Here is a 20407-nt window from a genome sequence, read left to right as displayed (position 1 = left end):
AGCAAGCTTGGACTTAATTCAGGCAGAAACGCAGACGGCCTCGCTCATGAAGCGAGGCCGTCGCAAAACACATCAGGATAAGACCTGCGAGACCTCAGTCGTCGCGGTGAACCCGCTCGCGACGCTCGTGACGCTCCTGGGCCTCGAGGCTCAGGGTGGCGGTCGGACGCGCGTCCAGACGGGCCAGGCCGATGGGCTCGCCGGTCTCTTCGCAGTAGCCGTAGCTGCCGTCTTCGACCCGGCGCAACGCCTGGTCGATCTTGGAGATCAGCTTCCGCTGCCGGTCGCGGGTCCGAAGTTCCAGCGCCCGGTCGGTTTCCGACGACGCCCGGTCGGCGAGGTCGGCATGGTTCTCAGTTTCGGTCTGGAGATGGGAGACCGTTTCGCGAGATTCGCGAAGGATTTCCTCTTTCCAGGTCAGCAGCTTCTGTTTGAAATACTCGAGCTGCCGCTCATTCATGAACGGCTCGTCCTCGGAAGGACGATACGTATTCGGTTCCTTAAGAACAGTGGCCGTCTGCATCAACGCCTCACGCCCCGATGAACTCCGCCCTCAGCGGGCGGTGTGCTTATACCAAAACGATAGCCCCGTTCAATGAACGTCGCATGAGCGGTGCATTCAGGCGCGCGCGCCTGCCTGACACGGCGGCGACGCTGCACGGGGGCGACGAGCTTCGCCGCGCCGGCCGGGGCAATAAAATCGCGGGAATGGGTTCGAGGTTCCATCCCGCCGCTCCTCACGCGCCTTGCGCCACGGAGAGCTTGGCCTCTTCGACGGCCGCGCGGGTCTCGATCTCGTTGAGCAGGCTCTGCAGCTTCGGATCGTCGACGCTCTCGCGGTGCTCGCGGACGGCGCGCTTGAGCTTGTCGATGGTGCTGGAGGAGACCTCCCCGTCCAGCACGGCGATCTTCAGGCCGTCGAGGATGTCCAGAATGTCGTCGGCCCGGCGGATGGCGCGACGCTTGCGCTCCATCGGGTCCATGTTGGCCTGCAGGGCCAGAAGAGCGTCCAGCGAGCCCACCCCGGCCAGGCCGCCGGCCGCGGCCGTCCCGGCCACACCGCTGGCGCCGCCGACGCTGGGCAGGGCGAAGTTCGATCCGCCGCCCGCCGGCCGCGCGCGTGATGCGCCAGCCGCGCCCACGCCTCCCGAGCTCGAAACCTTCATGACGACCGTCGCTCCAAAGCTGGTCTTGAACGCCTACATATAGGGAGTCGGCCTCCCCGATGAGAACTCATATTCGAGATCGGCGCTTGCGGTATGGTTAATGCCGGGCAGAATCTGCCGGACAGGATTGTCGCAGGCTTTTTCGGCCGCCCTTTTCATTGATTTTCCTCACCTTTTCCGTTGGCCCGGTTCTGGCATGGGCCGCGACGGAATTGCGTCCTTCGGTGTGGAAATCCATGCGTCGTTCATTTTTCAGCTCCGTTCTCGCCGGCCTGGCCCTCGCGGCCATGACCGTCGTCGCCGGTCCGGCCGCCGCCAAGTCGCGGATCAAGGACATCGTCTCGTTCGAAGGCGTGCGTGAGAACCACCTGATCGGCTACGGCATCGTCGTCGGCCTCAACGGCACGGGCGACAGCCTACGCAACGCGCCGATGACCAAGCAGAGCATGGAATCGCTGCTCGAGCGCCAGGGCGTCAACGTCCGCGACGCCAACCTCAACGCCAAGAACGCGGCGGCCGTCATGGTCACCGCCAAGCTGCCCGCCTTCGCCGGCGCCGGCTCGAAGATCGACGTCTCAGTCTCGGCCATGGGCGACGCCAAGAGCCTGCAGGGCGGCACGCTGATGGTCACCGCGCTGCAAGGCGCCGACGGCCAGACCTACGCCGTGGCCCAGGGCCAGGTGCAGACCGGCGCCGTCTCGGCCGGCGGCGCTTCTGGCAGCTCGATCAGCCGCGGCGTCCCGACCGCCGGCCGCATCGCCGCCGGCGCCGACGTCGAGCGCGAGACCGGCTTCCAGATGGTGGCCATGAGCGAGCTGCGCATGACCCTGCGCAACCCCGACTTCACCACCGCCCGCCGCATCGCCGACGCCATCAACATCAAGTTCCCCAGCTGCGCCCAGGCCCAGAACCCCACCGTCGTGGCGATCCGCTCGCCGGGCGGCATGGACATGATCAGCTTCATCACCGCCATCGAGAACCTGGAAGTCGAGCCCGACGGCCCGGCCAAGGTGATCATCGACGAGGTCAACGGCGTGGTGGTGATGGGCGACGACGTCCGCATCAGCCAGGTGGCGATCGCCCAGGGCAACCTGACCATCTCGGTCCAGGAGACCCCGGCCGTCAGCCAGCCGGCCCCGTTCAGCCAGGGCCAGACCAAGGTCGTCCCGCAGTCGACGATCAACATCGACGAGGAAAAGGGCAAGAAGCTGATCACGCTGGGCGGCGGCGCGTCGCTGAAGAGCCTGGTCGGCGGCCTCAACGCCCTGGGCGTCACCCCGCGCGACATGATCACCATCCTGCAGGCCGTGAAGGCCGCGGGCGCCCTGCAAGCCGACATCGAGGTGATGTGATGAGCGCCCTCTCCTCCGCCGCCAGCGCTGTGGACGCCTACTCGGCCATCTCCGGGACCGGCGCGACCTCGGCCGCCGAACTGGCCAAGCGCGGCAAGATCAAGGAAACGGCCCAGAAGTTCGAGGCCTCGTTCCTGTCGTCGATGATGCAGTCGATGTTCGAGGGCGTGAAGACCCCCGAACCGTTCGGCGGCGGCCAGGGCGAGGAGATGTTCCGCTCGCTGCTGACCGACGCCATGGCCAAGGAAGTGTCCAAGGCCGGCGGCGTCGGCATCGCCGCCTCGGTCCAGCGCGAGATGCTCAAGATGCAAGGCCTGCAGGAGGTCGCCCAATGATGAGCTCCGCCCCCCTCTCGCCCTCCGACGAGCGCGTCGAACAGCTGATCATCCTGACCGAGCGCCTGACCGACCTGATCGCCAAGCAGGCCACCGCCTTCGAAGCCCGCCGCCCGCACGAGGCCGCCCGCCACGTCGAGGAAACGGCCAAGCTCGCCAACATCTATCGCCACGAGTCGGCGCGGGTGCGCGGCAACGTCGCCGTCGTCCAGGCCGCCACGCCCGAGCGCCGCATGCGCCTGGTGCGCGCCACCGAGGCCTTCGACGCCGTCCTGGCCCGCCAGTCGCGCGCCATCGCCGCGGCCAAGACGGTCACCGAGGGCCTGGTCCGCGCCGTCGCCAACGAGATCGCCGCCCAGCGCCCGCAGGCCGCCGGCTACGGCCCCAGCGCCCAGGGCTCGGCCTACCGCAACAGCGCCACGGCGATCACGCTTAACCAGCGGGCCTGATCTCCCTCTCCCCTTGCGGGAGAGGGTGGCCCCACGGAGCGGGGTCGGGTGAGGGGTGGCACGAACAGAAACGCCGCGAAAGCCGATCAGCTTTCGCGGCGTTTGACGTCTGAGAGACCCCTCATCCGTCAGCTTCGCTGACACCTTCTCCCGCAAGGGGAGAAGGACTTTTACTCCACCCCCGCCACGGCCAGCAGGGCCGCCAGGCCGACCTGCATGCCCTTGAGGGTCTCGCCCTTCTCGACGTCGATCCATTCGTCCAGGGCGTGGGCGCGGCCGCCCTTGCCGCCGGAGCCGATGGTCACGGCCGGGATCCCCAGGCTCATCGGCAGGTTGGCGTCGGTCGAGGAGGCCTCGTGGGTGGGCGTGAAACCCAGGGCCGAAGCCGCCGCGGCGGTGGCCGTGACGATCGCGGCCTTCGGGTCCGTGCCGCCGGCCGGACGCTCGCCGATCACCTTGGCCTCGTACGAGACCTCGCCCGGCTTGGTCGAGCGGGCCGCGTTTTCGCCGGCCACGGCCTTGTCGAGGATGGCCACCAGGGTCCTGTCCAGCTTGGCCAGTTCGTCGGCGCTCTCCGAGCGCATGTCGAACTCCATGAAGATGGAATTGGGGATCGAGTTCACCGAGGTGCCGCCGCCGACCACGCTGGCCGAATAGGTGGTCTTGGGATCAGCCGGGGGTTTCACGGCATAGAGATCGACCACCGACTGGGCCATGGCCGTCATCGGGTTGACCACGCCGAACGCGCCGTAGCTGTGGCCGCCCGGACCCTTGAAGGTGACGCGATAGCGCTTGGAGCCGACGCCGCGGTCGACGATGCGCGAGGGGTCCGAGCCGTCCATCGAGAAGAAGGCGCCGATCCGGCGCTGGTACTTGCCCTTGGTGAAGAGGTGGCGCACGCCGCGCAGGTCGCCCGGCCCCTCCTCGCCGACATTGCCGACGAACAGGATGTCGGACTTCGTCTTGATCTTGGCCGCGTCCAGCGCCCGCACATAGGCCAGCAGCACGGCCAGCGAGCGGGTGTCGTCGCCGATGCCCGGGGCCGACAGCTTCGTGCCCTCGCGCTTGACCTTCACATCCGTGCCTTCCGGGAAGACGGTGTCGAGGTGGGCGGCGATGACCACGAACGGCCCCTTGCCCTTGGTGGCCGTCCCGGGCCGCACGCCCATGACATTGCCCTCGGCGTCCATCTCGACGTCGGTCAGGCCCACGGCCTTGAGCATCTCCAGATAGGCCTTGGCGCGCTTTTCCTCCTTGAAGGGCGGCGCGGGGATCTCGGTCAGGGTGACGATGTCGGCGACGGTGCGCTCATAGTTGGCGTCGAGCTGTTGGACGGCGGCCTTGAAGCCGGCCCCGCCGACGATCTTCTGCACGGCCTTGACCGAGGTGTCGGCCTTCTCGGCGGCGTCGGCCTCGGGGCCGTAGAGCGCGCCGGCGGCGAACAGCGAGGCGGCGAACAACAGCGAACGCGATAGGCGGCGCATGGGCGGGCTCCGATTCTTGCAGTCCGCCGACCAGAGCGACCGCGCCCGCCGATTGGCAATCCACAATTGGAAGAACGGCGGCTCCCAAAAACACCGGGCTCCAAAAACGCCGGACCTCTGGACGAACCGATCTCGCCACCCGACATTGACCTATCGTCAAGGAGATCGGTCATGGCCAAAGCTAAAGTCGCATCCGCGCTCGCGGGCCTGGGTCTCCTGCTGCTCGCCGCCCCGGCCCTCGCCCAGGCGCCGACCGCTCAGGGGACGGGTCCCTTAGGCGTCGGCGGCAAGTGGATGCTCGACCTGCCGCGCTCGCACTTCAACGAGGCCCTGACCGGCGCCGCGCCGCTGAGCGGCGAGCTCGACATCACCAAGGACGACGGCAAGTTCATCGCCTGGACCCTGGTCGAGGAGGACGACGAGGGCGTGGCCGCCATCCAGTTCGCCGACGCGGGCCTCGACGGCTCGCCGACGCGAGCCGTGGTCAACTTCAACTTCGTGACCTTGAGCGTCGATCGCACGGGCCAGTCCAGCGTGGCGGTGATGACCCACGGCCAGACCGGTCGCCGCCAGACCATGCGGGTGGCCCTCTCGGCCCCCGACACCCTGCTGGTCGAGCAGGACGTCGACGGCAAGCCCGGCCCGCCGGACCAGACGCTAATCTTCGTGCGGAAGAAGTAGGACCTCCCCCTCTGGGGGAGGCGGCCGAAGGCCGGTGGGGGGCCGTTTTCAGCTTCCGAGAAGCTGGCCGCTCAGCAGCCACTCCCCCCACCGATCGCTTCGCGATCACCTCCCCCACAGGGGGAGGTTCCTTGATCGTCAGTCCGCGTGAACGCGGTCGACGCGCGGGGCGAACATGTAGCCGGCGTGGCGGACCGTCCGCACCATCTGAGCGCCGCCTTCGGCGCGGCGCAGCTTGCTGCGCAGGCGGCTGATGGTGACGTTGATCTGCTGCGGCGGGGCCTTGCTGCGGGCCTCGGGCGGGCCCTGCTGCAGCTGATCACGGGTCAGGATCTGCTGGGGCTTGGAGACCAGGGTCCACAGCACCAGGAACTCGGCCGACGACAGGTTCACCGACTCGCCGCGCGGATCGAACAGCTCGTGGGTGGCGACGTTCAGGCGCCAGCCACTGAACTGATAGACCGGCGGGGCGGCGATCGGCTCGGGGGCGCGATAGGCCTGGCGGCGACGGACCGCGGCGCGGATGCGGGCGGCCGTCTCGCGCGGGCGGAACGGCTTGGCGATGTAGTCGTCGACGCCCATCTCCAGGCCGACCACCACGTCGCTCTCGTCGTCGACCGCGCTGACCACCACCACGCCCGGAGCCGGGTTGAGGCGGCGCAGCCGGGCGCAGACCGAGAGGCCGGCTTCGTCGGGCAGCAGGATGTCCATCACGACCAGTTCGATCTGGGTGCGGCCAAGGATCTGGTCCATCTCGCGGGCCGAACCGGCCTCGAGCACTTCCAGGTCGAAGCGGCCCAGAAGGGCGGTAATGGCGGCGCGGGAGTCGATATCGGGATCGACGATGAGCAGGCGGGGTCTCACGGGCGTTCTCAGAACATCGCCCGGCCGACAAGCCGGGCAGAATAGCGGGTCTGGCGACGGGACGCTTCGGCCCCGCCCTCCAGGGCGAAATAGGAAAGATCCGAACCGGCGCGCAGGGCGACGTTCAGGGTCACCGCGCCGTTGCGGGCGTTGTCAGCCAGGATCGTGAACGGCGTGCCGCCCGCGAACGTGGCCGTGGTGTCGGCGAACTTGCCGGCCAGGGTCTTGCGATAGCCGACGCGGACTTCCGGCTTGAACCAGACTTCCTTGCCGAACTGGCGACCGAAGACCACGCCGATGTCGCTCGACAGGTTGCTGTACTTGCGCGAGGCGACCGTCAGGTCGAAGCCCTCGCCGCCGCCGTGCTCGCGGCGCTCGCCTTCCCACATGTAGACGTAGTCGAGGCGGGTCTCGGGGCGGATGTAGTTGGCGCCGAAGGTGACCTCGTAGCCGACGCCGGCGAAGGCGTTGGCGGTGAAGCCGTTCCAGGCGGCGGTGTTGCGGAGGATCTCGTCGGCCGCGCCGTCGCTGTCGCTGTCCTCGCTGATGAAGCTGCGGTCGCCGTTGAAGCGGATGTAGCCCGCGCCGCCGCCCAGGTTCAGGCGCCAGCCGCCGACCGAACGGCGCCAGTAGGTTCCGGCCTGGAACACCGAGGCGGTCGTCTCCTCGCCGACCTTGGCGGCGGTGTCCTTTTCCTCGAGGCTGACGAAGGACAGGGTCACGCCCAGCGCGCCGCCGGCGTCGCCCATGGCCTCGTAGCCGGCGACCAGGCCAACGGCCTTGGTGTCCGAGCCCTGCACCGCCCCGTCCTCGATGCGGACCAGGCTGTTGATCTCCTGCACCCAGACGCTGTCGGGACCGTAGCGGTCGGCGCCGTCGGGACGCACCGACGTGGCCGACGACAGCTGCTGCTGCACGGCCTGAAGGCTGGTGAACATGCCCTGGCCGGTGCTGGGCAGCATCTGGTCGTAGAGATTGTAGAAGCCGTCGGCGGTCGACTGGCTGAGGAAGGCGCCGGCGATGCCGTCGTCGTTGCTCAGGGCGGCGAACACCGCCTCGTAGGCCGAGGCCTGGCTGCGGGTCATGCCGGCTTCGGCGGCCGTGCGGCGACGCACGTCGATCAGCACGTCGTTACCTTCCGTATAGGCGCTGGCGACGTAGAGGTAGGGCGCGTCGCCTAGCAGGTCCTGGTCGATGTCGCCGGCGGTCAGGGTTCCGGCCGAGATCACCTTGAAGGTGCTGGCCGTGGTCAGCAGGTTGTTGAAGACCAGGCCCAGGTTTGCGCCGCTGGCGATGGTGGCGGTGTCGACCACCAGCTGGGTCGCCGTGCCCGCCGAGGGATCGACGGTGAACACCAGCTTGGCGTCGGCGCCGAGGGTCAGGCTGGTGGCGTTGATCGTGTTGGTGTTGGTCAGCAGCAGGCCGCCATCGCCGATGTTGATCGACAGCTTGCCGTCGCTGTCGCTGATCTTGGTGACCGCGTAGGCGCCGCCGTCGATGTTGAAGACGTCGGCCCCGTCGCCGAACGAGATCTCGCCGTACAGCGTGCCGTTCAGCAGGTTGATGGTGTCGGCGCCCGAGCCCAGCAGGATCTGGCCGATGATCGTCGGCTCGTCGGCGTCGTCCACGCCGTCGCCGTCGGTATCGGTGTCGGCCACGCCGTCGTCGCCATCGTCGCCGTCGTTGACGCCGGTCTGGGTGATGGTGACGCCGGTGGTGTTGGCCTGCAGGTTGATGGCCACGGCCTTGCCGGTGACCACTTCATCGTCGGCGTCGTCGTTGTCGTCGTCGAGGTCGTAGTCGTCGTCGGTGGCCGTCAGGTAGGCGGCGATCGTGCCGGTGTTGTTGATCGTGGTCAGCGTGCCCGAGCGATCGACGATGGCGTTGGCGGTTCCGGCCTCGCCGTAGAGCGTGGCCAGGATCGTGCCGCTGTTGTTGATCGTGGTCATGGTCGCGCCGGCGTCGATCAGCAGGGCGTAGGCGGCGGAATCGCCCTCGGCCGTGACCGAACCGGTCAGCCCGCCGCTGTTATCGAGGATCCGGGCGATGGCGCCCGAGGTCAGATGCAGGCCCACGGCGTCGGCCTCGTAGGCGCTGGCCGTGATCGAGCCCTCCAGGTTGATCCCGTTGGTGACCAGGGTCTCGTAGCCGGCCGAGCCGCCGATCTGCACGCCGGTGGCGGCCACGCCCGGGTGGATGCCGTAGGCGGCGACCGAGCCGCGGATCACCAGGCCGTAGTCGTAGATGCCGTCGCCGGCCGAGCCGAGGGTGACGGTCTGGGTGTCGGAGCCGATCTGGATCGCCGGCGCGCCGCCATAGACCGCGACCGAAGCGGTGCCTTCCTCGTCGTCGGCGACGCCGTCGCCGTCCTCGTCGTCGGTGGTGTCGTCGTTGGTGTCCTCGGGCGGGGCGTCGAGCACCAGGCCCTTGGTGACGTTGCTGGTCACCTGGATGGCCGAACCGCCCTGCAGCAGGTCGTCGGCGTCGAGCAGGGCCTCGTCGTCGGGATCGGTGTAGCGGCTGGTGTAGCGATAGCCGGTGGCGGTGATCGAGCCCTGCACGATCACCGAGCCGTCGACCTCGCCGTTGACCGCCAGGCCGACGCTGTTGGCGCCCAGCACGCTGATCGAGCCGTCGCTGACGATGTCGCCGGTGATGCTGGCGGTGTTGCGGATACCGTAGCCGTCGTCGCCGGTGACCGCGATCGAGCCGGAATTGAGAATGTCGCCGATCACCGACGATTCCAGGATGATGCCGATCGAGTCGTTGCCCTCGATGGTGATCGAACCCGAGTTCTCGATCGTGCCGGTGAAATCGCCCGAACCAGTCAGGTGGATGCCGTAACGATTGGTCCCCAGCGCGAACTGGCCGTCGTAGTCGCCGTCGCTGTCGGTGTCCTCGTAGTCGTAGTCCTCGGTCAGCGAGATCGTGCCGCCGTTGGTCACCGTCGAGGTGAGGCCGCCGCTGATCAGGATGCCGGTCGAGTTGGAGAGGTCGGTGCTTTGCAGCGTGCCGTTGTTGGTCAGGGTGTTGCTGCTGTCGACGGTGGCAATCGCGCCTTCGGACGCGTAGGTGATCACGCCGTCGCTGGTGATCTTGACGTCGTCGGCCGCGCCGTCGTTGGCGGTCGAGGTCGCGACCGCCTTGGTGCGGCTGCTGCTGGTGATCTCGGTCTCGGCGACGGCGCCGCCGGCATGCAGCAGCATCGGCAGAGCTGCGGCCGACAAGATCAGAAGCTTACGCGACATGGAGGACCCGCCTGATGGAACCTCCGAGCCTTAGGGGCCGTGCATGGCCCAGGCGTGTCTATGAAATTTCCGTCATGCTACGGCGACGCTCACGCCGATACACTTCCGTTTCAAACGGCCCGGAAGGTTGTCGCCAGGGCGCCGGCTCGCCTCCGAAGTGTTGCCGTTCCTGGCCCAAAGCCGCCGTTATTCCGACGCGCGCGCAAGAAAAGGCCGCTCGGGCGCACTCGGCGATTCCAGAGCCGTTGCAGACCGTCCACGCCCTGAAACGGCAAAGAAAAAGCGCGCGGGGCCAAAGCCGCCGCGCGCTTTCACTTATAGAGCCTGGGGGTCCGAGCGGACCCGCCGGGTTTAGAGCACGCCGTCGACGGCGCGCTTGACGCCCCAGGGGTTGGCTTCCTTCAGAGCCGCCGGCAGCAGCACGTCGGGCAGGTCCTGGTAGCAGACCGGGCGCAGGAAGCGCTCGACGGCGCGGGTGCCGACCGAGGTCGAGCGGCCGTCCGAAGTGGCCGGGAACGGGCCGCCGTGGACCATGGCCGGGGCCACTTCCACGCCGGTCGGCCAGCCGTTGGCCAGGATGCGGCCGGCCTTGCGCTCGAGGATCGGCAGCAGGCCGCGAGCGGCCTCGGCGTCTTCGGCGTCGAGGTGCAGGGTGGCGGTCAGCTGGCCTTCCAGGCCTTCGAGCAGCTTGGCGAGGGTGGCGAGGTCCGGCGCACGGACGACGACCGACGACGAGCCGAACACTTCGTGGCTGAGGGCCGGATCGGCGGCGAAGGTCGCCGCGTCGACCACGAACAGGGCGCCCTGGCCCTGGTTGCAGCCTTCGCCGACCAGGCCGCGCGCGGCGACGGTGACGCCCGGACGCGAACCCAGCTTCTCAACGCCCTGCTCATAGGCGCCGAAGATGCCCGGGGTCAGCATGACCTGCGGGTGAGCGGCGGCCAGGGCGGCCGAGGCCGAGGCGATGAAGGTGTCGAGGTCGGGACCTTCCAGGGCCAGGACCAGGCCGGGGTTGGTGCAGAACTGGCCCGAACCCATGGTCAGCGAGCCGACGAACGCCGCGCCCAGAGCCTCGGCGCGGGCGGCCAGGGCGTGCGGGAACAGCACCACCGGGTTGACGCTGCTCATCTCGGCATAGACCGGGATCGGCTCGGGACGGGCGTTGGCGATCTTCATCAGCGCCACGCCGCCGGCGCGCGAACCGGTGAAGCCGACGGCCTTGATCCGCGAGTCGCTGACCAGGGCGCCGCCCAGCTCGTGGGTCTGACCCGTCAGCAGGGCGAACACGCCGGCCGGCAGGCCCGCCTTCTCGACGGCCTTGCTGATGGCCGCGCCGACCAGGGCGGCCGTGCCGGGGTGGGCCGGGTGGCCCTTGAACACGACCGGGCAGCCGGCGGCCAGGGCCGCGGCGGTGTCGCCGCCGGCGGTCGAGAAGGCCAGCGGGAAGTTGCTGGCGCCGAACACGGCGACAGGGCCCAGGCCGATGAAGCGCTGGCGCAGGTCGGCGCGCGGCAGTGGCTTGCGCTCGGGCAGGGCCGGATCGACGCGGGCGCCGAGGAAGTCGCCCTGGCGGACGGTCTTGGCGAACAGGCGCAGCTGGCCGGTGGTGCGGCCGCGTTCACCTTCCAGGCGGCCGCGCGGCAGACCCGTCTCGGCGATGGCGCGCTCGATCAGTTCGTCGCCGATGGCCTCGATCTCGGCGGCGACGCCTTCGAGGAAGGCCGCGCGGGTCTCGAGGTCGGTCTCGCGATAGACGTCGAACGCCGCGTCGGCGGCGGCCAGGGCCGCCTCGATCTGGGCCGCGGTCGGCTCGGGGAAGACGTCACCGAAGTGCTCGCCCGTGGCGGGGTTCAGGCTGCGGAGTTCGGTCATGACGGCGCTCGCGGTTTTGGCGGACGGGAATGGCCCGCATATAGGCCCTTCCCCCGCATTTTGTCAGGTCAATGTTAGCGCAACCATCGCTTATTCGATGGCCCGCCGAGACTATTCGATGAAGGCCGGCGCGATGACCCGCTCGCCCAGCAGGAAGGCGTCGGCCACATGGCGCAGCGGGCTGACGTCGACGTCCGAGGCACCGGCTTCGATCAGTTCGGCGAAGGCGGCGTAGAGGCCCGGATATTCCTCGTCCGGCCCTTCGTGCTTCAGTTCGCCGTCGACCCACAGGCGCGAACCGCCGTGCGACAGCTTCAGTTCGCCGCCGTCGGTCTGGACGATGATGTCCCAGCTCTGCGGGCCGGTCTGCAGGAAGTCGAACTCGGCCCGCACCGGGGCGCCGGTCACGGTGACGAAGCTCAGTTGCGCCTCGACCGGCGACTGGCAGTTCTCCGGCACGTGCAGCACAGCCTTTTCCAGGAAGAAGGCCGGCAGGATGACGGTGGCGATCGACAGGGCGTTGATGCCGGGATCGAAGACGCCCAGGCCGCCGGCCTGCCAGATCCAGGTCTGGCCCGGGTGCCAGACGCGCACGTCTTCCTTCCAGTTGATCTGCACCGACTGGAGGGTCTTGCCCGCCAGCCAGGCCTGGGCCGGGGCGACGGCGCTGGCGTAGCGCGAGTGCCAGGTGGTCTGCAGGGTGACGCCCTTGGCGGCGGCGGCCTCGCGCAGGTCCTCGACCTCGCTCAGGGTCGCGCCCGGGGGCTTTTCCAGCATCACGTGCTTGCCGGCGTCGATGGCCAGGCGGGCGATCGTGTGGCGCACCTGCGGCGGGGTGCAGAGGGCGACGGCGTCGAAGGCGACGTCCGAGGCCAGCAGCTCGGCCAGGTCGGTGAAGTGCGGCACGCCGTCGACGCCGGCGCTGCGGCTGGCCACGGCGGCCAGTTCGAAGCGCGGATCCTTGGCGATCGCGGGCAGGTGCTGGTCGCGGGCGATCTTGCCCAGGCCGACGATGGCGATGCGGATGGTCATCTGGACGAAACACCTGGCGATGGAGAGGACCGCGTCGGCGGCCCGGTCATTAGTCAGACAAATAGCGTGACGGGCGTGGGTGTCAAACGGCGAGCGGGGGACCGGCATCGAATGATCCTTCTCCCCTTGCGGGAGAAGGTGGCGGCCGAAGGCCGACGGATGAGGGGTTTCTCAAATATGGGACGCCTCGCCCGGCCTAACCGCCGCACGCGGCTTCGCGTTCTGAGAGACCCCTCACCCGACCTGCTTCGCAGGCCACCCTCTCCCGCAAGGGGAGAGGGAACGGGTGGGCGATCTCACGCGGTGAACCGCTGAGCTGTGAAGGAGAGCGGAGCGCCCGGGCGACGCCCGGAGGTGTTGTTGTGTGTACCGTTTCGACGAAGCCGTGCGCTCCGCGCGGTCGTTTGGCTGCCGGCTTCCCGGGCGGCGGCGCTCTTAACGCCTTACCAGGACCATCCGCCGGGTTTCCCGTTTGGACGGCGACGAGGAGAGGGGTGCTCTGTAATCCTCGCCCAAGCCGACGGCGGGCGGGCCTGGCCAGCGCCAGGTCCCCGGACGCGACGGATCTTCCCAATCCGCCCCAGTCCCGCTCGATCGCATCCCGCCGCCGCATGGTCGCTGGCCGCGCGCCCCTTCGGTGCGGCGAGACCCAGTGATTATGCGGGTGTTCTGAGCGCGTCTGATCCAGGGCGGTGAGAAAGTTGCAAGGGGTTGGATTGGTTGGGGTTTGATCTGAGGTTTCCGGGGATTGAGTGGGCTCTATCCCCGTCAGCCCACCCCAATCCGTAAAATCCCCGCGAAAGCGGGGACCCAGGCTTTTTCTGAAAGGCATGGTGCTCGACGATAAAACACCTGGGTCCCCGCTTTCGCGGGGATTTTACGGGGGAAGAGGGCCTGCGCTGCGGAAGCTGAGCACGTCACCCAATTGCTCAGACATTTGCCGCGCGCTAAGGTCGCCGAACAGCGTCGTCAGTGACAGAACACCCGTCGGCGCTATATAATGTGAGCGCTATCATCGGCGCGCCGGCGCCATTCGGGCACTTGCGAGCCGCTCGCAAGGCCTTGAAGCCACGCGACCTTCCGTCACCTTGGCCGCCACCACGGCGGTCGTTGACGACCCCAGCCCGGCGGTATAGTCAGACAAATAGTATAAACCTCGCCCGGCGAGGCGATCCAGATTGGATCGACCGAGGAAAAACAGGACCGTCATGACCACCAAGTCCGCGCCCCGCACCCTTCGTTCGCGGGCCTGGTTCGACAATCCCGACAACGTGGACATGACCGCGCTCTATCTGGAGCGCTACCTGAACTACGGCCTGACCCTGGAAGAACTGCAGTCGGGCAAGCCGATCATCGGCATCGCCCAGACCGGCTCGGACCTGTCGCCGTGCAACCGCCACCACCTGGTGCTGGCCGAACGCGTGCGTGAAGGCATCCGCACCGCCGGCGGCATCGCCATCGAGTTCCCGGTCCACCCGATCCAGGAAACCGGCAAGCGCCCGACCGCGGGCCTGGACCGCAACCTGGCCTATCTGGGCCTGGTCGAGACCCTGTACGGCTATCCGATCGACGGCGTCGTGCTGACCATCGGCTGCGACAAGACCACCCCGGCCTGCCTGATGGCCGCGGCCACCGTCAACATCCCGGCCATCGCCCTGTCGGTCGGCCCGATGCTGAACGGCTGGTACAAGGGCGAGCGCACCGGCTCGGGCACCATCGTCTGGAAGGCCCGCGAGATGCTGGCCGCCGGCGAGATCGACAACGCCGGCTTCATCAAGCTGGTCGCCAGCTCGGCCCCGTCGACCGGCTTCTGCAACACCATGGGCACGGCCACGACGATGAACTCGCTGACCGAGGCGCTGGGCATGTCGCTCACCGGCTCGGCCGCCATCCCGGCTCCGTATCGCGACCGCCAGGAAAACGCCTACCACACCGGCCTGCGGATCGTGGACATGGTCAACGAGGACCTCAAGCCCTCGGACATCCTGACCCGCGAAGCCTTCCTGAACGCCATCGTCGTCAACTCGGCGATCGGCGGCTCGACCAACGCTCCGATCCACCTCAACGCCCTGGCCCGCCACGTCGGCGTCGAGCTGACCGTCGACGACTGGCAGGAGAAGGGCGAGAACGTGCCGCTGCTGGTCAACCTGCAGCCGGCCGGCAAGTACCTGGGCGAGGACTACTACCACGCCGGCGGGGTGCCCGCCGTCACCGCCCAGCTGATCAAGCAGGGCCTGATCCACGAAGACGCCCTGACCGTCTCGGGCCAGACCATGGGCGACGCCTGCCGCGACGCCGTGATCGAAGACGCCGACGTCATCCGCACCTTCGACAACCCGCTGGTCGAGCGCGCCGGCTTCGTCGTGATGCGCGGCAACCTGTTCAACTCGGCGGTCATGAAGACCAGCGTCATCTCGGGCGAGTTCCGCGACCGCTATCTGTCCAACCCCGACGACCTGGACGCCTTCGAGGGCGACGCCATCGTCTTCGACGGTCCGGAAGACTATCACCACCGCATCGACGACCCGTCGGTGGGCATCACCGAGAACTCGATCCTGTTCATGCGCGGCGCCGGCCCCATCGGCTATCCGGGCTCGGCCGAGGTCGTGAACATGCGCGCCCCCGACTACCTGATCAAACGCGGCGTCAAGCAGCTGCCCTGCATCGGCGACGGCCGCCAGTCGGGCACCTCGGGTTCGCCGTCGATCCTCAACGCCTCGCCCGAAGCCGCCGCCGGCGGCGGCCTGGCCCTGCTGAAGAGCGGCGACCGCGTGCGCTTCGACCTGCGCAAGTCGCGCGTCGACGTGCTGATCACGCCGGAAGAAGTCGCCCAGCGCCGCAAGGATCTGGAAGCGGCCGGCGGCTACAAATATCCGGAAAGCCAGACCCCGTGGCAGGAGATCCAGCGGGCCATCGTCGGCCAGATGGACACCGGCGCGGTGCTGGAACCGGCCGTGAAGTACCAGCGCATCGCCCAGACCAAGGGCCTGCCGCGCGACAGCCACTAAGGCCGTCACGCACCGCTGAACGAACGAGCCGCCCTGGCCCTGGCCCGGGCGGCTTTTTCATGCCTGCCACCCACACGTAACAGTGATCGACAAAGACCATCGGCGCGACGTTTGGCCAATCGCAACCACCGCGCGAGGCGCATGGTGGACGGGTTCTCAACCGGAGCCCAACCATGCGTCGCCTGCCCGTCCTGGCCCTCGCCCTGCTGCTCGCCTCGGCCGCTCCGGCCCTCGCCCAGCCCCCGCCCTTCCCCGCCTCGTTCAAGGTCAGCGAGATCCCGGCCAACGGCGCGACCATCCACGTCCGCGTCGGCGGCAAGGGCCCCGCGGTCGTGCTGCTGCACGGCTATGGCGAGACCGGCGACATGTGGGGGCCCCTGGCGGCGGACCTGGCCCGCGACCACACCGTCATCGTGCCCGACCTGCGCGGCCTTGGCCTGTCGTCGCGCCCGGCCGGCGGCTACGACAAGAAGACCCAGGCCGGCGACGTGGCCGGGGTGCTGGACGCCCTGAAGATCGACAAGGCCGACCTGGTCACCCACGACATCGGCAACATGGTCGGCTACGCCTTCGCCATGCAGCACCCCGAGCGGGTGACCCGCTTCGTGCTGATCGACGCGCCGGTGCCGGGCATCGGCCCGTGGGAGGAGATCCTCAAGAACCCGCTGCTTTGGCACTTCCGCTTCGGCGGGCCGGACATGGAGCGGCTGGTGGCCGGCCGCGAGCGGATCTATCTCGACCGCTTCTGGAACGAGTTCTCGGCCGACCCGAGCAAGTTCTCCGAAGGCGCCCGCGTCCACTACGCCAAGCTCTACGCCCTGCCCGGGGCCATGCACGCGGGCTTTTCCCAGTTCGCCGCCTTCGACCAGGACGCCGTCGACGACAAGGCGATCCTCGCCGAAAAGGGCAAGCTGCCGATGCCCGTCCTGGCCCTGGGCGGCGAGAAGTCGTTCGGCCTGACCATGGCCGCGGTCATGCGTTTCACCGCCAGCGACGTCACCGAGGGCGTCGTGCCGGCCTCCGGACACTGGATCATGGAGGAGAACCCGACCGCGACGACCAAGCTGGTCGGCGACTTCCTGCGCAAGAGCTAGGATGATCGACTGATAATTCGGCTGATCGCTTCAGAATTCGTCGCCGTTTCTTTCCCATTTTGAGAAAACACGACACCGTAAAGCCCGATACGTATTCGTACGTAGCTGCGAAAGCTCGAATTTCGAGATCTCGATTACTGCCAATTAACGTCGATGTTCGAACCTGAGGTCAGAATATCGGAGGCGGGCGTGCGTTTGATCGAGTTTGACAGCATCCAATCGCAGCGTCGGGTGGGCGGCCAGCTGGTCGTCGCCTGCGTGGCGGCCATGGCGGCGGTCGTGCCGGCCGCGGACTTCGTCGCCGGCACGCCGGTCGCCCTGCCCTTCGCCTGCGCCGCCGCGCTGGCGGTGCTGGCCCTGGCCGCCTTCGGCCTGTGGCGCGACACCCTGCTGCAGCGGACCTGCGCGGCCCTGGCCCTGGTCGGGCAGGTGACGCTGTTCGTGCTGGCCTTCCAGGGAAGCGCCCAGCAGGACGTCGCCCGCATGGCCTTCCTGGCGGCGCTGGCGCTGCTGGTGGCCTATGGCGACTGGCGGATCGTGGCCCTGGCGGCGACCGCCTTCGTCGGCCTCGACGTCCTCGCGCCGCTGCTCGCCCCGCATCGCCTGGCCGCCGACGAGAGCCCGCTGGCCATCGTGCTGCGGGTGGGCATGACCGCCGCCACCGCCTGGTCGCTGATCTGGCTGACGGCCGGGGTCTCGCGCCTGTTCGTCACCGTCACGGCCCGCACCGAGGCGGTGGAGACCGCCGCCCGCGCCGCCGACGAGGCCAACGCCGCCGCCCAGGCCGAACGCGCCGAGCGCGACCGCGCCAACGCCGAGCGCGCCAGGCTCAAGCAGGTGATGGAGGCCGAGCAGACGGAAGTCGTCGAAGCCCTGGCCCGCGCCCTGCGCCAGGTGGCCGGGGGCGACCTGACCTGGCGGCTCGAAACCCGCTTCGCCGCCCAGTACGAGCCGCTGCGACAGGACTTCAACGACGCGCTCGCCAAGCTGCGCGCCGCCCTGGGCGAGATCTCCGGCAACGCCGCCAGCATGAGCGACGGCGTCGCCGAGATGAGCCGCGCCTCCGACGAACTGGCCAACCGCACCGAGGACCAGGCCGCCAGCCTGGTGCAGACCACCACGGCGCTGGGCCAGATCACCACCACGGTCAACGAGACCGCTCAGAACGCCCGCCAGGCCAACGCCGCCGCCGCCCGCGCCCGCGAGGAGGCCGAACTCTCAGACCCCGTGGTCACCGAGGCCGTCGACGCCATGACCCGGATCGAGACCTCGTCGGGCCAGATCGGCCAGATCATCTCGGTGATCGACGAGATCGCCTTCCAGACCAACCTGCTGGCGCTGAACGCCGGTGTGGAAGCCGCGCGGGCGGGCGAGGCTGGCAAGGGCTTCGCCGTCGTGGCGCAGGAGGTGCGGGCCCTGGCCCAGCGCTCGGCCGACGCGGCGCGCGAGATCAAGGCCCTGATCGACGTCTCCAGCCGCCAGGTCAGCGCCGGCGTCGAGCGCGTGGGCAAGACCCGCGAGGCCCTGCGCCGGATCGTGGCCCGGGTGGCCGAGATCGACCTGCAGATCGACGCCATCGCCCGCTCGGCCAACGACCAGGCCCTGAACCTGGGCGAGGTGAACACCACCATGGGGGCGATGGACCGGGTGGTGCAGCAGAACGCGGCCATGGTCCAGCAGACCACCGCCGCCGCCCACGCCCTGAAGGCCGAGGCCGCCGAACTGGCCCAGCGCATCGGCCTCTTCCGCACCCGCGACGACGACGCCGACCTTCGGGCCGCTTGAGGGGAGCGGGGCGATGGTGGGGAAGCAGACTTCGGACGAGGCGGTGCGGTTCACCGGCGCGGACCTGATCAAGCTGTTCGCCGCCACCTACCTGCCGCTGTGCGAGCGGCTGGAGACCTCGGGCGTGATCGACCGCGCACGGCTCGCCGACGTCATGTCGCTCTATGTACGGCCGGGCGAGGACAGCCCCAGCGCGGCCACGGTCGAGGCGTTGCAGATCGTGTTGCGCCGGGCGCGGGTTGCGCCGGATGCGCGCCCGAAGCCGGCGCTGCGGCTGATCCCGGGCGGGCGGGGGTAACGCCCTAATCCTGGTTCTATTGGAAGCCACCCCGACCGAGGTTCCCCGCGAAGGCGGGGATCCAAGCTGACTCTCGGGGTGTAGAGCGGCCGTGGGTCACCTCCGGACTCGGCTTGGGTCCCCGCCTTCGCGGGGATGCTCGGAGAGAGGGGGCGCAAGACCGAAACCTCGCCCAGCCCTACCGCCCCTCCCCGTCCAGCACCTTGCAGAGCGCCGCGGCCAGCATGGCCCAGGGCTCGTCGTGGTCGGGCCCGATGCGGGCGGTGATGTCGCGCGACAGGGCCTTGGGGTCCAGAGCCCCGGCCTCCTCCAGGGTGCGGCACAGCGGCAGGTAGGTGGCGGCGAACAGGCGGACGATGTCCTCGCCGGAGAAGGACGGCGCGTCTTCGGTGGGCGCGCTCATCGCGGCGATTCTGCTGAACTCGGTGACATCGCCCCAGGATGACTGAAGAACGCCGCTCTCGCCTTGATCGCGATCAAAGTAGCGGCGGCCGCGCCGTGGGACGTCGTCTTCTCCAGAGGGGGATGCGATGTCCAATCAGACGGCGCCGGCGCGCCGCGATCTCGAGGCGGGGGCCGACTATCTGCTGAGCAGCGCGGGTCTCTTATGGTCGGTGTTCGACGGCGACGTCCTGCGCGGACTGGTGTTCCTGGCCGTGCTGCGGCTGGCGGGCGATGAGGGCGGCCCCGTGCGGCTGACCGCAGTCGCGCGCTCGCTGCGGATGCCGATCGAGACCACCCGCCGCCACCTGCTGAAGCTGGAAGCCGGCGGCTTCGTGGTCCGCGCGCCCAACGGCGCCGTCGAGGCCCGCCTGCCCGACCGGCCGGACCTGCGCGAGGCCCTGGCCGCCAACAGCGCCAACCTCGCCGCGCTCAGAGCGGCAGCTGAACCGTGCTCTTGACCTCCTCCAGCACGGCATAGGTGCGGGTCTCGCGCACGCCCGGCATCTTGACCAGGATGTCGCCGAGGAAGCTGCGATAGGCGTCCATGTCGCGCACCCGGGCCTTGATCAGGTAGTCGAAGCCGCCGGCCACCATGTGGCACTCCAGCACCTCGGGCGCGCGGCGCACGGCGGCGGCGAAGTCCTCGAACACCTCGCCGGTCGTGCGGTCCAGCACCACCTCGACGAAGATCAGCAGGGCCCGGTCGACCTTGGCCGGATCGAGCAGGGCCGCGTAGCCGGTGATGAAGCCGCGCTCGCGCAGGCGGCGCACCCGGTCGAAGGTGGCGGCCGGCGACAGGTTGCAGCGCTTGGCCAGCTCGGCGTTGGTGATCCGGCCGTCGGCCTGCAGCACGCGCAACAGTCGGCGATCGGTGTCATCTAGAGCGGACATGGAATTTCGTCACTTTCAGCGAAGATTGTTTTGAAAATACCGATAACAAACAAAGCACCTTCGGAGCGAAGAGGCTTACACCCTCAATCGTCCTAGCGAAGCTTCCCCCCGCCGCTTCCCCCAGTCGGCGCGTTTCGCATTGGACCTCCCGCTCGGCGGGAAACCATCGCCGCGCATCCCCCAGCGCCGGCGACGAGCGGAAGGGACGCGCGAGTCCCCCCGAGACGCGTCCCTTCCAGTGCTCCCCTTCCCTCTTCCCTAGAGCCCTCCTAACCTGCGTTCGCCGACCCGCGTCCGCGCCGGTCGCGACGCCCTGTCGCGGAGGTTTTCGGCCCTTTGGAGCGGAAGACGTTTTTCGTCGTTTACGCCGAACAGGATACGGAAGCCAGAACCAACAAACGAAG

General features: G+C 68.8%; 18 protein-coding genes. 9 read left to right on the top strand and 9 right to left on the bottom strand.

Features of this window, described 5'->3' with window-relative positions; all coding sequences use genetic code 11:
* Positions 1 to 94 precede the first annotated feature (94 nt).
* Both dksA and fliX read right to left on the bottom strand, forming a co-directional pair.
* A complete protein-coding gene (gene dksA, locus AC2YHT_RS04910) occupies positions 95 to 523 on the bottom strand; it encodes an RNA polymerase-binding protein DksA (protein ID WP_110121381.1) in 429 nt (142 codons plus the stop codon).
* Positions 524 to 737: 214 nt separating this feature from the next.
* Positions 738 to 1166, bottom strand: a complete 429-nt coding sequence (gene fliX, locus AC2YHT_RS04905) for a flagellar assembly regulator FliX (RefSeq protein ID WP_110133270.1) — start codon at positions 1164 to 1166, stop codon at positions 738 to 740.
* A gap of 236 nt (positions 1167 to 1402) precedes the next feature.
* Here fliX and AC2YHT_RS04900 point away from each other — a divergent pair, with 236 nt between their 5' ends.
* From AC2YHT_RS04900 to AC2YHT_RS04890, 3 genes are read left to right on the top strand one after another with little or no spacing between them, the layout of a single operon-like run.
* Positions 1403 to 2518, top strand: a complete 1116-nt coding sequence (locus tag AC2YHT_RS04900) for a flagellar basal body P-ring protein FlgI (protein ID WP_487288463.1) — start codon at positions 1403 to 1405, stop codon at positions 2516 to 2518.
* A complete protein-coding gene (locus AC2YHT_RS04895) occupies positions 2518 to 2853 on the top strand; it encodes a rod-binding protein (RefSeq protein WP_487288462.1) in 336 nt (111 codons plus the stop codon). The genes AC2YHT_RS04900 and AC2YHT_RS04895 overlap by 1 nt, the downstream gene beginning before the upstream one ends.
* On the top strand, positions 2853 to 3302 hold the full coding sequence (locus tag AC2YHT_RS04890; protein WP_487288461.1) for a flagellar basal body protein: 450 nt from the start codon (positions 2853 to 2855) through the stop codon (positions 3300 to 3302). Before AC2YHT_RS04895 ends, AC2YHT_RS04890 begins: the two co-directional genes overlap by 1 nt.
* Before the next feature lie 170 nt (positions 3303 to 3472).
* On the opposite strand, the gene AC2YHT_RS04885 is transcribed toward AC2YHT_RS04890, so the two are convergent.
* A complete protein-coding gene (locus AC2YHT_RS04885; RefSeq protein WP_487288460.1) occupies positions 3473 to 4786 on the bottom strand; it encodes a M20/M25/M40 family metallo-hydrolase in 1314 nt (437 codons plus the stop codon).
* Between the two features lie 171 nt (positions 4787 to 4957).
* Here AC2YHT_RS04885 and AC2YHT_RS04880 point away from each other — a divergent pair, with 171 nt between their 5' ends.
* Positions 4958 to 5467: a hypothetical protein gene (locus AC2YHT_RS04880; RefSeq protein ID WP_487288459.1), complete on the top strand. Its 510-nt coding sequence runs from the start codon at positions 4958 to 4960 to the stop codon at positions 5465 to 5467.
* Between the two features lie 138 nt (positions 5468 to 5605).
* Here the strand turns inward: AC2YHT_RS04880 and AC2YHT_RS04875 are convergent, their stop codons facing one another.
* From AC2YHT_RS04875 to AC2YHT_RS04860, 4 genes are all read right to left on the bottom strand, one after another.
* Positions 5606 to 6331 carry a response regulator gene (locus tag AC2YHT_RS04875; protein ID WP_110119828.1) on the bottom strand — a complete coding sequence of 242 codons (726 nt, stop codon included), beginning with the start codon at positions 6329 to 6331 and terminating at the stop codon, positions 5606 to 5608.
* A gap of 8 nt (positions 6332 to 6339) precedes the next feature.
* Positions 6340 to 9579 (bottom strand): autotransporter domain-containing protein, encoded by a 3240-nt coding sequence (locus AC2YHT_RS04870; RefSeq protein WP_487288458.1) that lies wholly within the window; start codon positions 9577 to 9579, stop codon positions 6340 to 6342.
* 351 nt (positions 9580 to 9930) lie between these two features.
* Complete coding sequence (locus tag AC2YHT_RS04865; RefSeq protein ID WP_487288457.1) at positions 9931 to 11451, bottom strand: aldehyde dehydrogenase (NADP(+)); 1521 nt, start codon at positions 11449 to 11451, stop codon at positions 9931 to 9933.
* 111 nt (positions 11452 to 11562) lie between these two features.
* The gene (locus AC2YHT_RS04860) at positions 11563 to 12483 is read right to left on the bottom strand and encodes a Gfo/Idh/MocA family protein (RefSeq protein ID WP_487288455.1); all 921 of its coding nucleotides are present in this window, start codon (positions 12481 to 12483) and stop codon (positions 11563 to 11565) included.
* Positions 12484 to 13691: 1208 nt separating this feature from the next.
* On the opposite strand from AC2YHT_RS04860, the gene AC2YHT_RS04855 reads away from it, so the two are divergent.
* From AC2YHT_RS04855 to AC2YHT_RS04840, 4 genes are all read left to right on the top strand, one after another.
* Positions 13692 to 15491: an IlvD/Edd family dehydratase gene (locus tag AC2YHT_RS04855; protein ID WP_487288453.1), complete on the top strand. Its 1800-nt coding sequence runs from the start codon at positions 13692 to 13694 to the stop codon at positions 15489 to 15491.
* Between the two features lie 173 nt (positions 15492 to 15664).
* The gene (locus AC2YHT_RS04850) at positions 15665 to 16585 is read left to right on the top strand and encodes an alpha/beta fold hydrolase (protein ID WP_487288452.1); all 921 of its coding nucleotides are present in this window, start codon (positions 15665 to 15667) and stop codon (positions 16583 to 16585) included.
* 195 nt (positions 16586 to 16780) lie between these two features.
* Positions 16781 to 18370 (top strand): methyl-accepting chemotaxis protein, encoded by a 1590-nt coding sequence (locus AC2YHT_RS04845; protein WP_487288646.1) that lies wholly within the window; start codon positions 16781 to 16783, stop codon positions 18368 to 18370.
* A 13-nt stretch (positions 18371 to 18383) separates the two neighbouring features.
* Complete coding sequence (locus AC2YHT_RS04840) at positions 18384 to 18668, top strand: hypothetical protein (protein WP_487288451.1); 285 nt, start codon at positions 18384 to 18386, stop codon at positions 18666 to 18668.
* A gap of 178 nt (positions 18669 to 18846) precedes the next feature.
* Here the strand turns inward: AC2YHT_RS04840 and AC2YHT_RS04835 are convergent, their stop codons facing one another.
* A complete protein-coding gene (locus tag AC2YHT_RS04835) occupies positions 18847 to 19071 on the bottom strand; it encodes a hypothetical protein (protein WP_487288450.1) in 225 nt (74 codons plus the stop codon).
* Between the two features lie 127 nt (positions 19072 to 19198).
* Here AC2YHT_RS04835 and AC2YHT_RS04830 point away from each other — a divergent pair, with 127 nt between their 5' ends.
* On the top strand, positions 19199 to 19570 hold the full coding sequence (locus AC2YHT_RS04830; RefSeq protein ID WP_487288448.1) for a helix-turn-helix domain-containing protein: 372 nt from the start codon (positions 19199 to 19201) through the stop codon (positions 19568 to 19570).
* Here AC2YHT_RS04830 and AC2YHT_RS04825 read toward each other — a convergent pair.
* A complete protein-coding gene (locus AC2YHT_RS04825; protein WP_110119836.1) occupies positions 19542 to 20003 on the bottom strand; it encodes an Lrp/AsnC ligand binding domain-containing protein in 462 nt (153 codons plus the stop codon). The genes AC2YHT_RS04830 and AC2YHT_RS04825 overlap by 29 nt on opposite strands.
* Positions 20004 to 20407 lie beyond the last annotated feature (404 nt).

This window comes from Caulobacter sp. SRI_008 (genome assembly GCF_057586355.1).
This window is presented reverse-complemented; position numbering and strand designations above follow the sequence as displayed.

Coding starts and splice junctions, on each gene's coding strand:
- dksA (WP_110121381.1), bottom strand. CDS start 523: ATGCAGACGGCCACTGTTCTTAAGGAACCGAATACGTATCGTCCTTCC.
- fliX (WP_110133270.1), bottom strand. CDS start 1,166: ATGAAGGTTTCGAGCTCGGGAGGCGTGGGCGCGGCTGGCGCATCACGC.
- AC2YHT_RS04900 (WP_487288463.1), top strand. CDS start 1,403: ATGCGTCGTTCATTTTTCAGCTCCGTTCTCGCCGGCCTGGCCCTCGCG.
- AC2YHT_RS04895 (WP_487288462.1), top strand. CDS start 2,518: ATGAGCGCCCTCTCCTCCGCCGCCAGCGCTGTGGACGCCTACTCGGCC.
- AC2YHT_RS04890 (WP_487288461.1), top strand. CDS start 2,853: ATGAGCTCCGCCCCCCTCTCGCCCTCCGACGAGCGCGTCGAACAGCTG.
- AC2YHT_RS04885 (WP_487288460.1), bottom strand. CDS start 4,786: ATGCGCCGCCTATCGCGTTCGCTGTTGTTCGCCGCCTCGCTGTTCGCC.
- AC2YHT_RS04880 (WP_487288459.1), top strand. CDS start 4,958: ATGGCCAAAGCTAAAGTCGCATCCGCGCTCGCGGGCCTGGGTCTCCTG.
- AC2YHT_RS04870 (WP_487288458.1), bottom strand. CDS start 9,579: ATGTCGCGTAAGCTTCTGATCTTGTCGGCCGCAGCTCTGCCGATGCTG.
- AC2YHT_RS04865 (WP_487288457.1), bottom strand. CDS start 11,451: ATGACCGAACTCCGCAGCCTGAACCCCGCCACGGGCGAGCACTTCGGT.
- AC2YHT_RS04860 (WP_487288455.1), bottom strand. CDS start 12,483: ATGACCATCCGCATCGCCATCGTCGGCCTGGGCAAGATCGCCCGCGAC.
- AC2YHT_RS04855 (WP_487288453.1), top strand. CDS start 13,692: ATGACCACCAAGTCCGCGCCCCGCACCCTTCGTTCGCGGGCCTGGTTC.
- AC2YHT_RS04850 (WP_487288452.1), top strand. CDS start 15,665: ATGCGTCGCCTGCCCGTCCTGGCCCTCGCCCTGCTGCTCGCCTCGGCC.
- AC2YHT_RS04840 (WP_487288451.1), top strand. CDS start 18,384: ATGGTGGGGAAGCAGACTTCGGACGAGGCGGTGCGGTTCACCGGCGCG.
- AC2YHT_RS04835 (WP_487288450.1), bottom strand. CDS start 19,071: ATGAGCGCGCCCACCGAAGACGCGCCGTCCTTCTCCGGCGAGGACATC.
- AC2YHT_RS04830 (WP_487288448.1), top strand. CDS start 19,199: ATGTCCAATCAGACGGCGCCGGCGCGCCGCGATCTCGAGGCGGGGGCC.
- AC2YHT_RS04825 (WP_110119836.1), bottom strand. CDS start 20,003: ATGTCCGCTCTAGATGACACCGATCGCCGACTGTTGCGCGTGCTGCAG.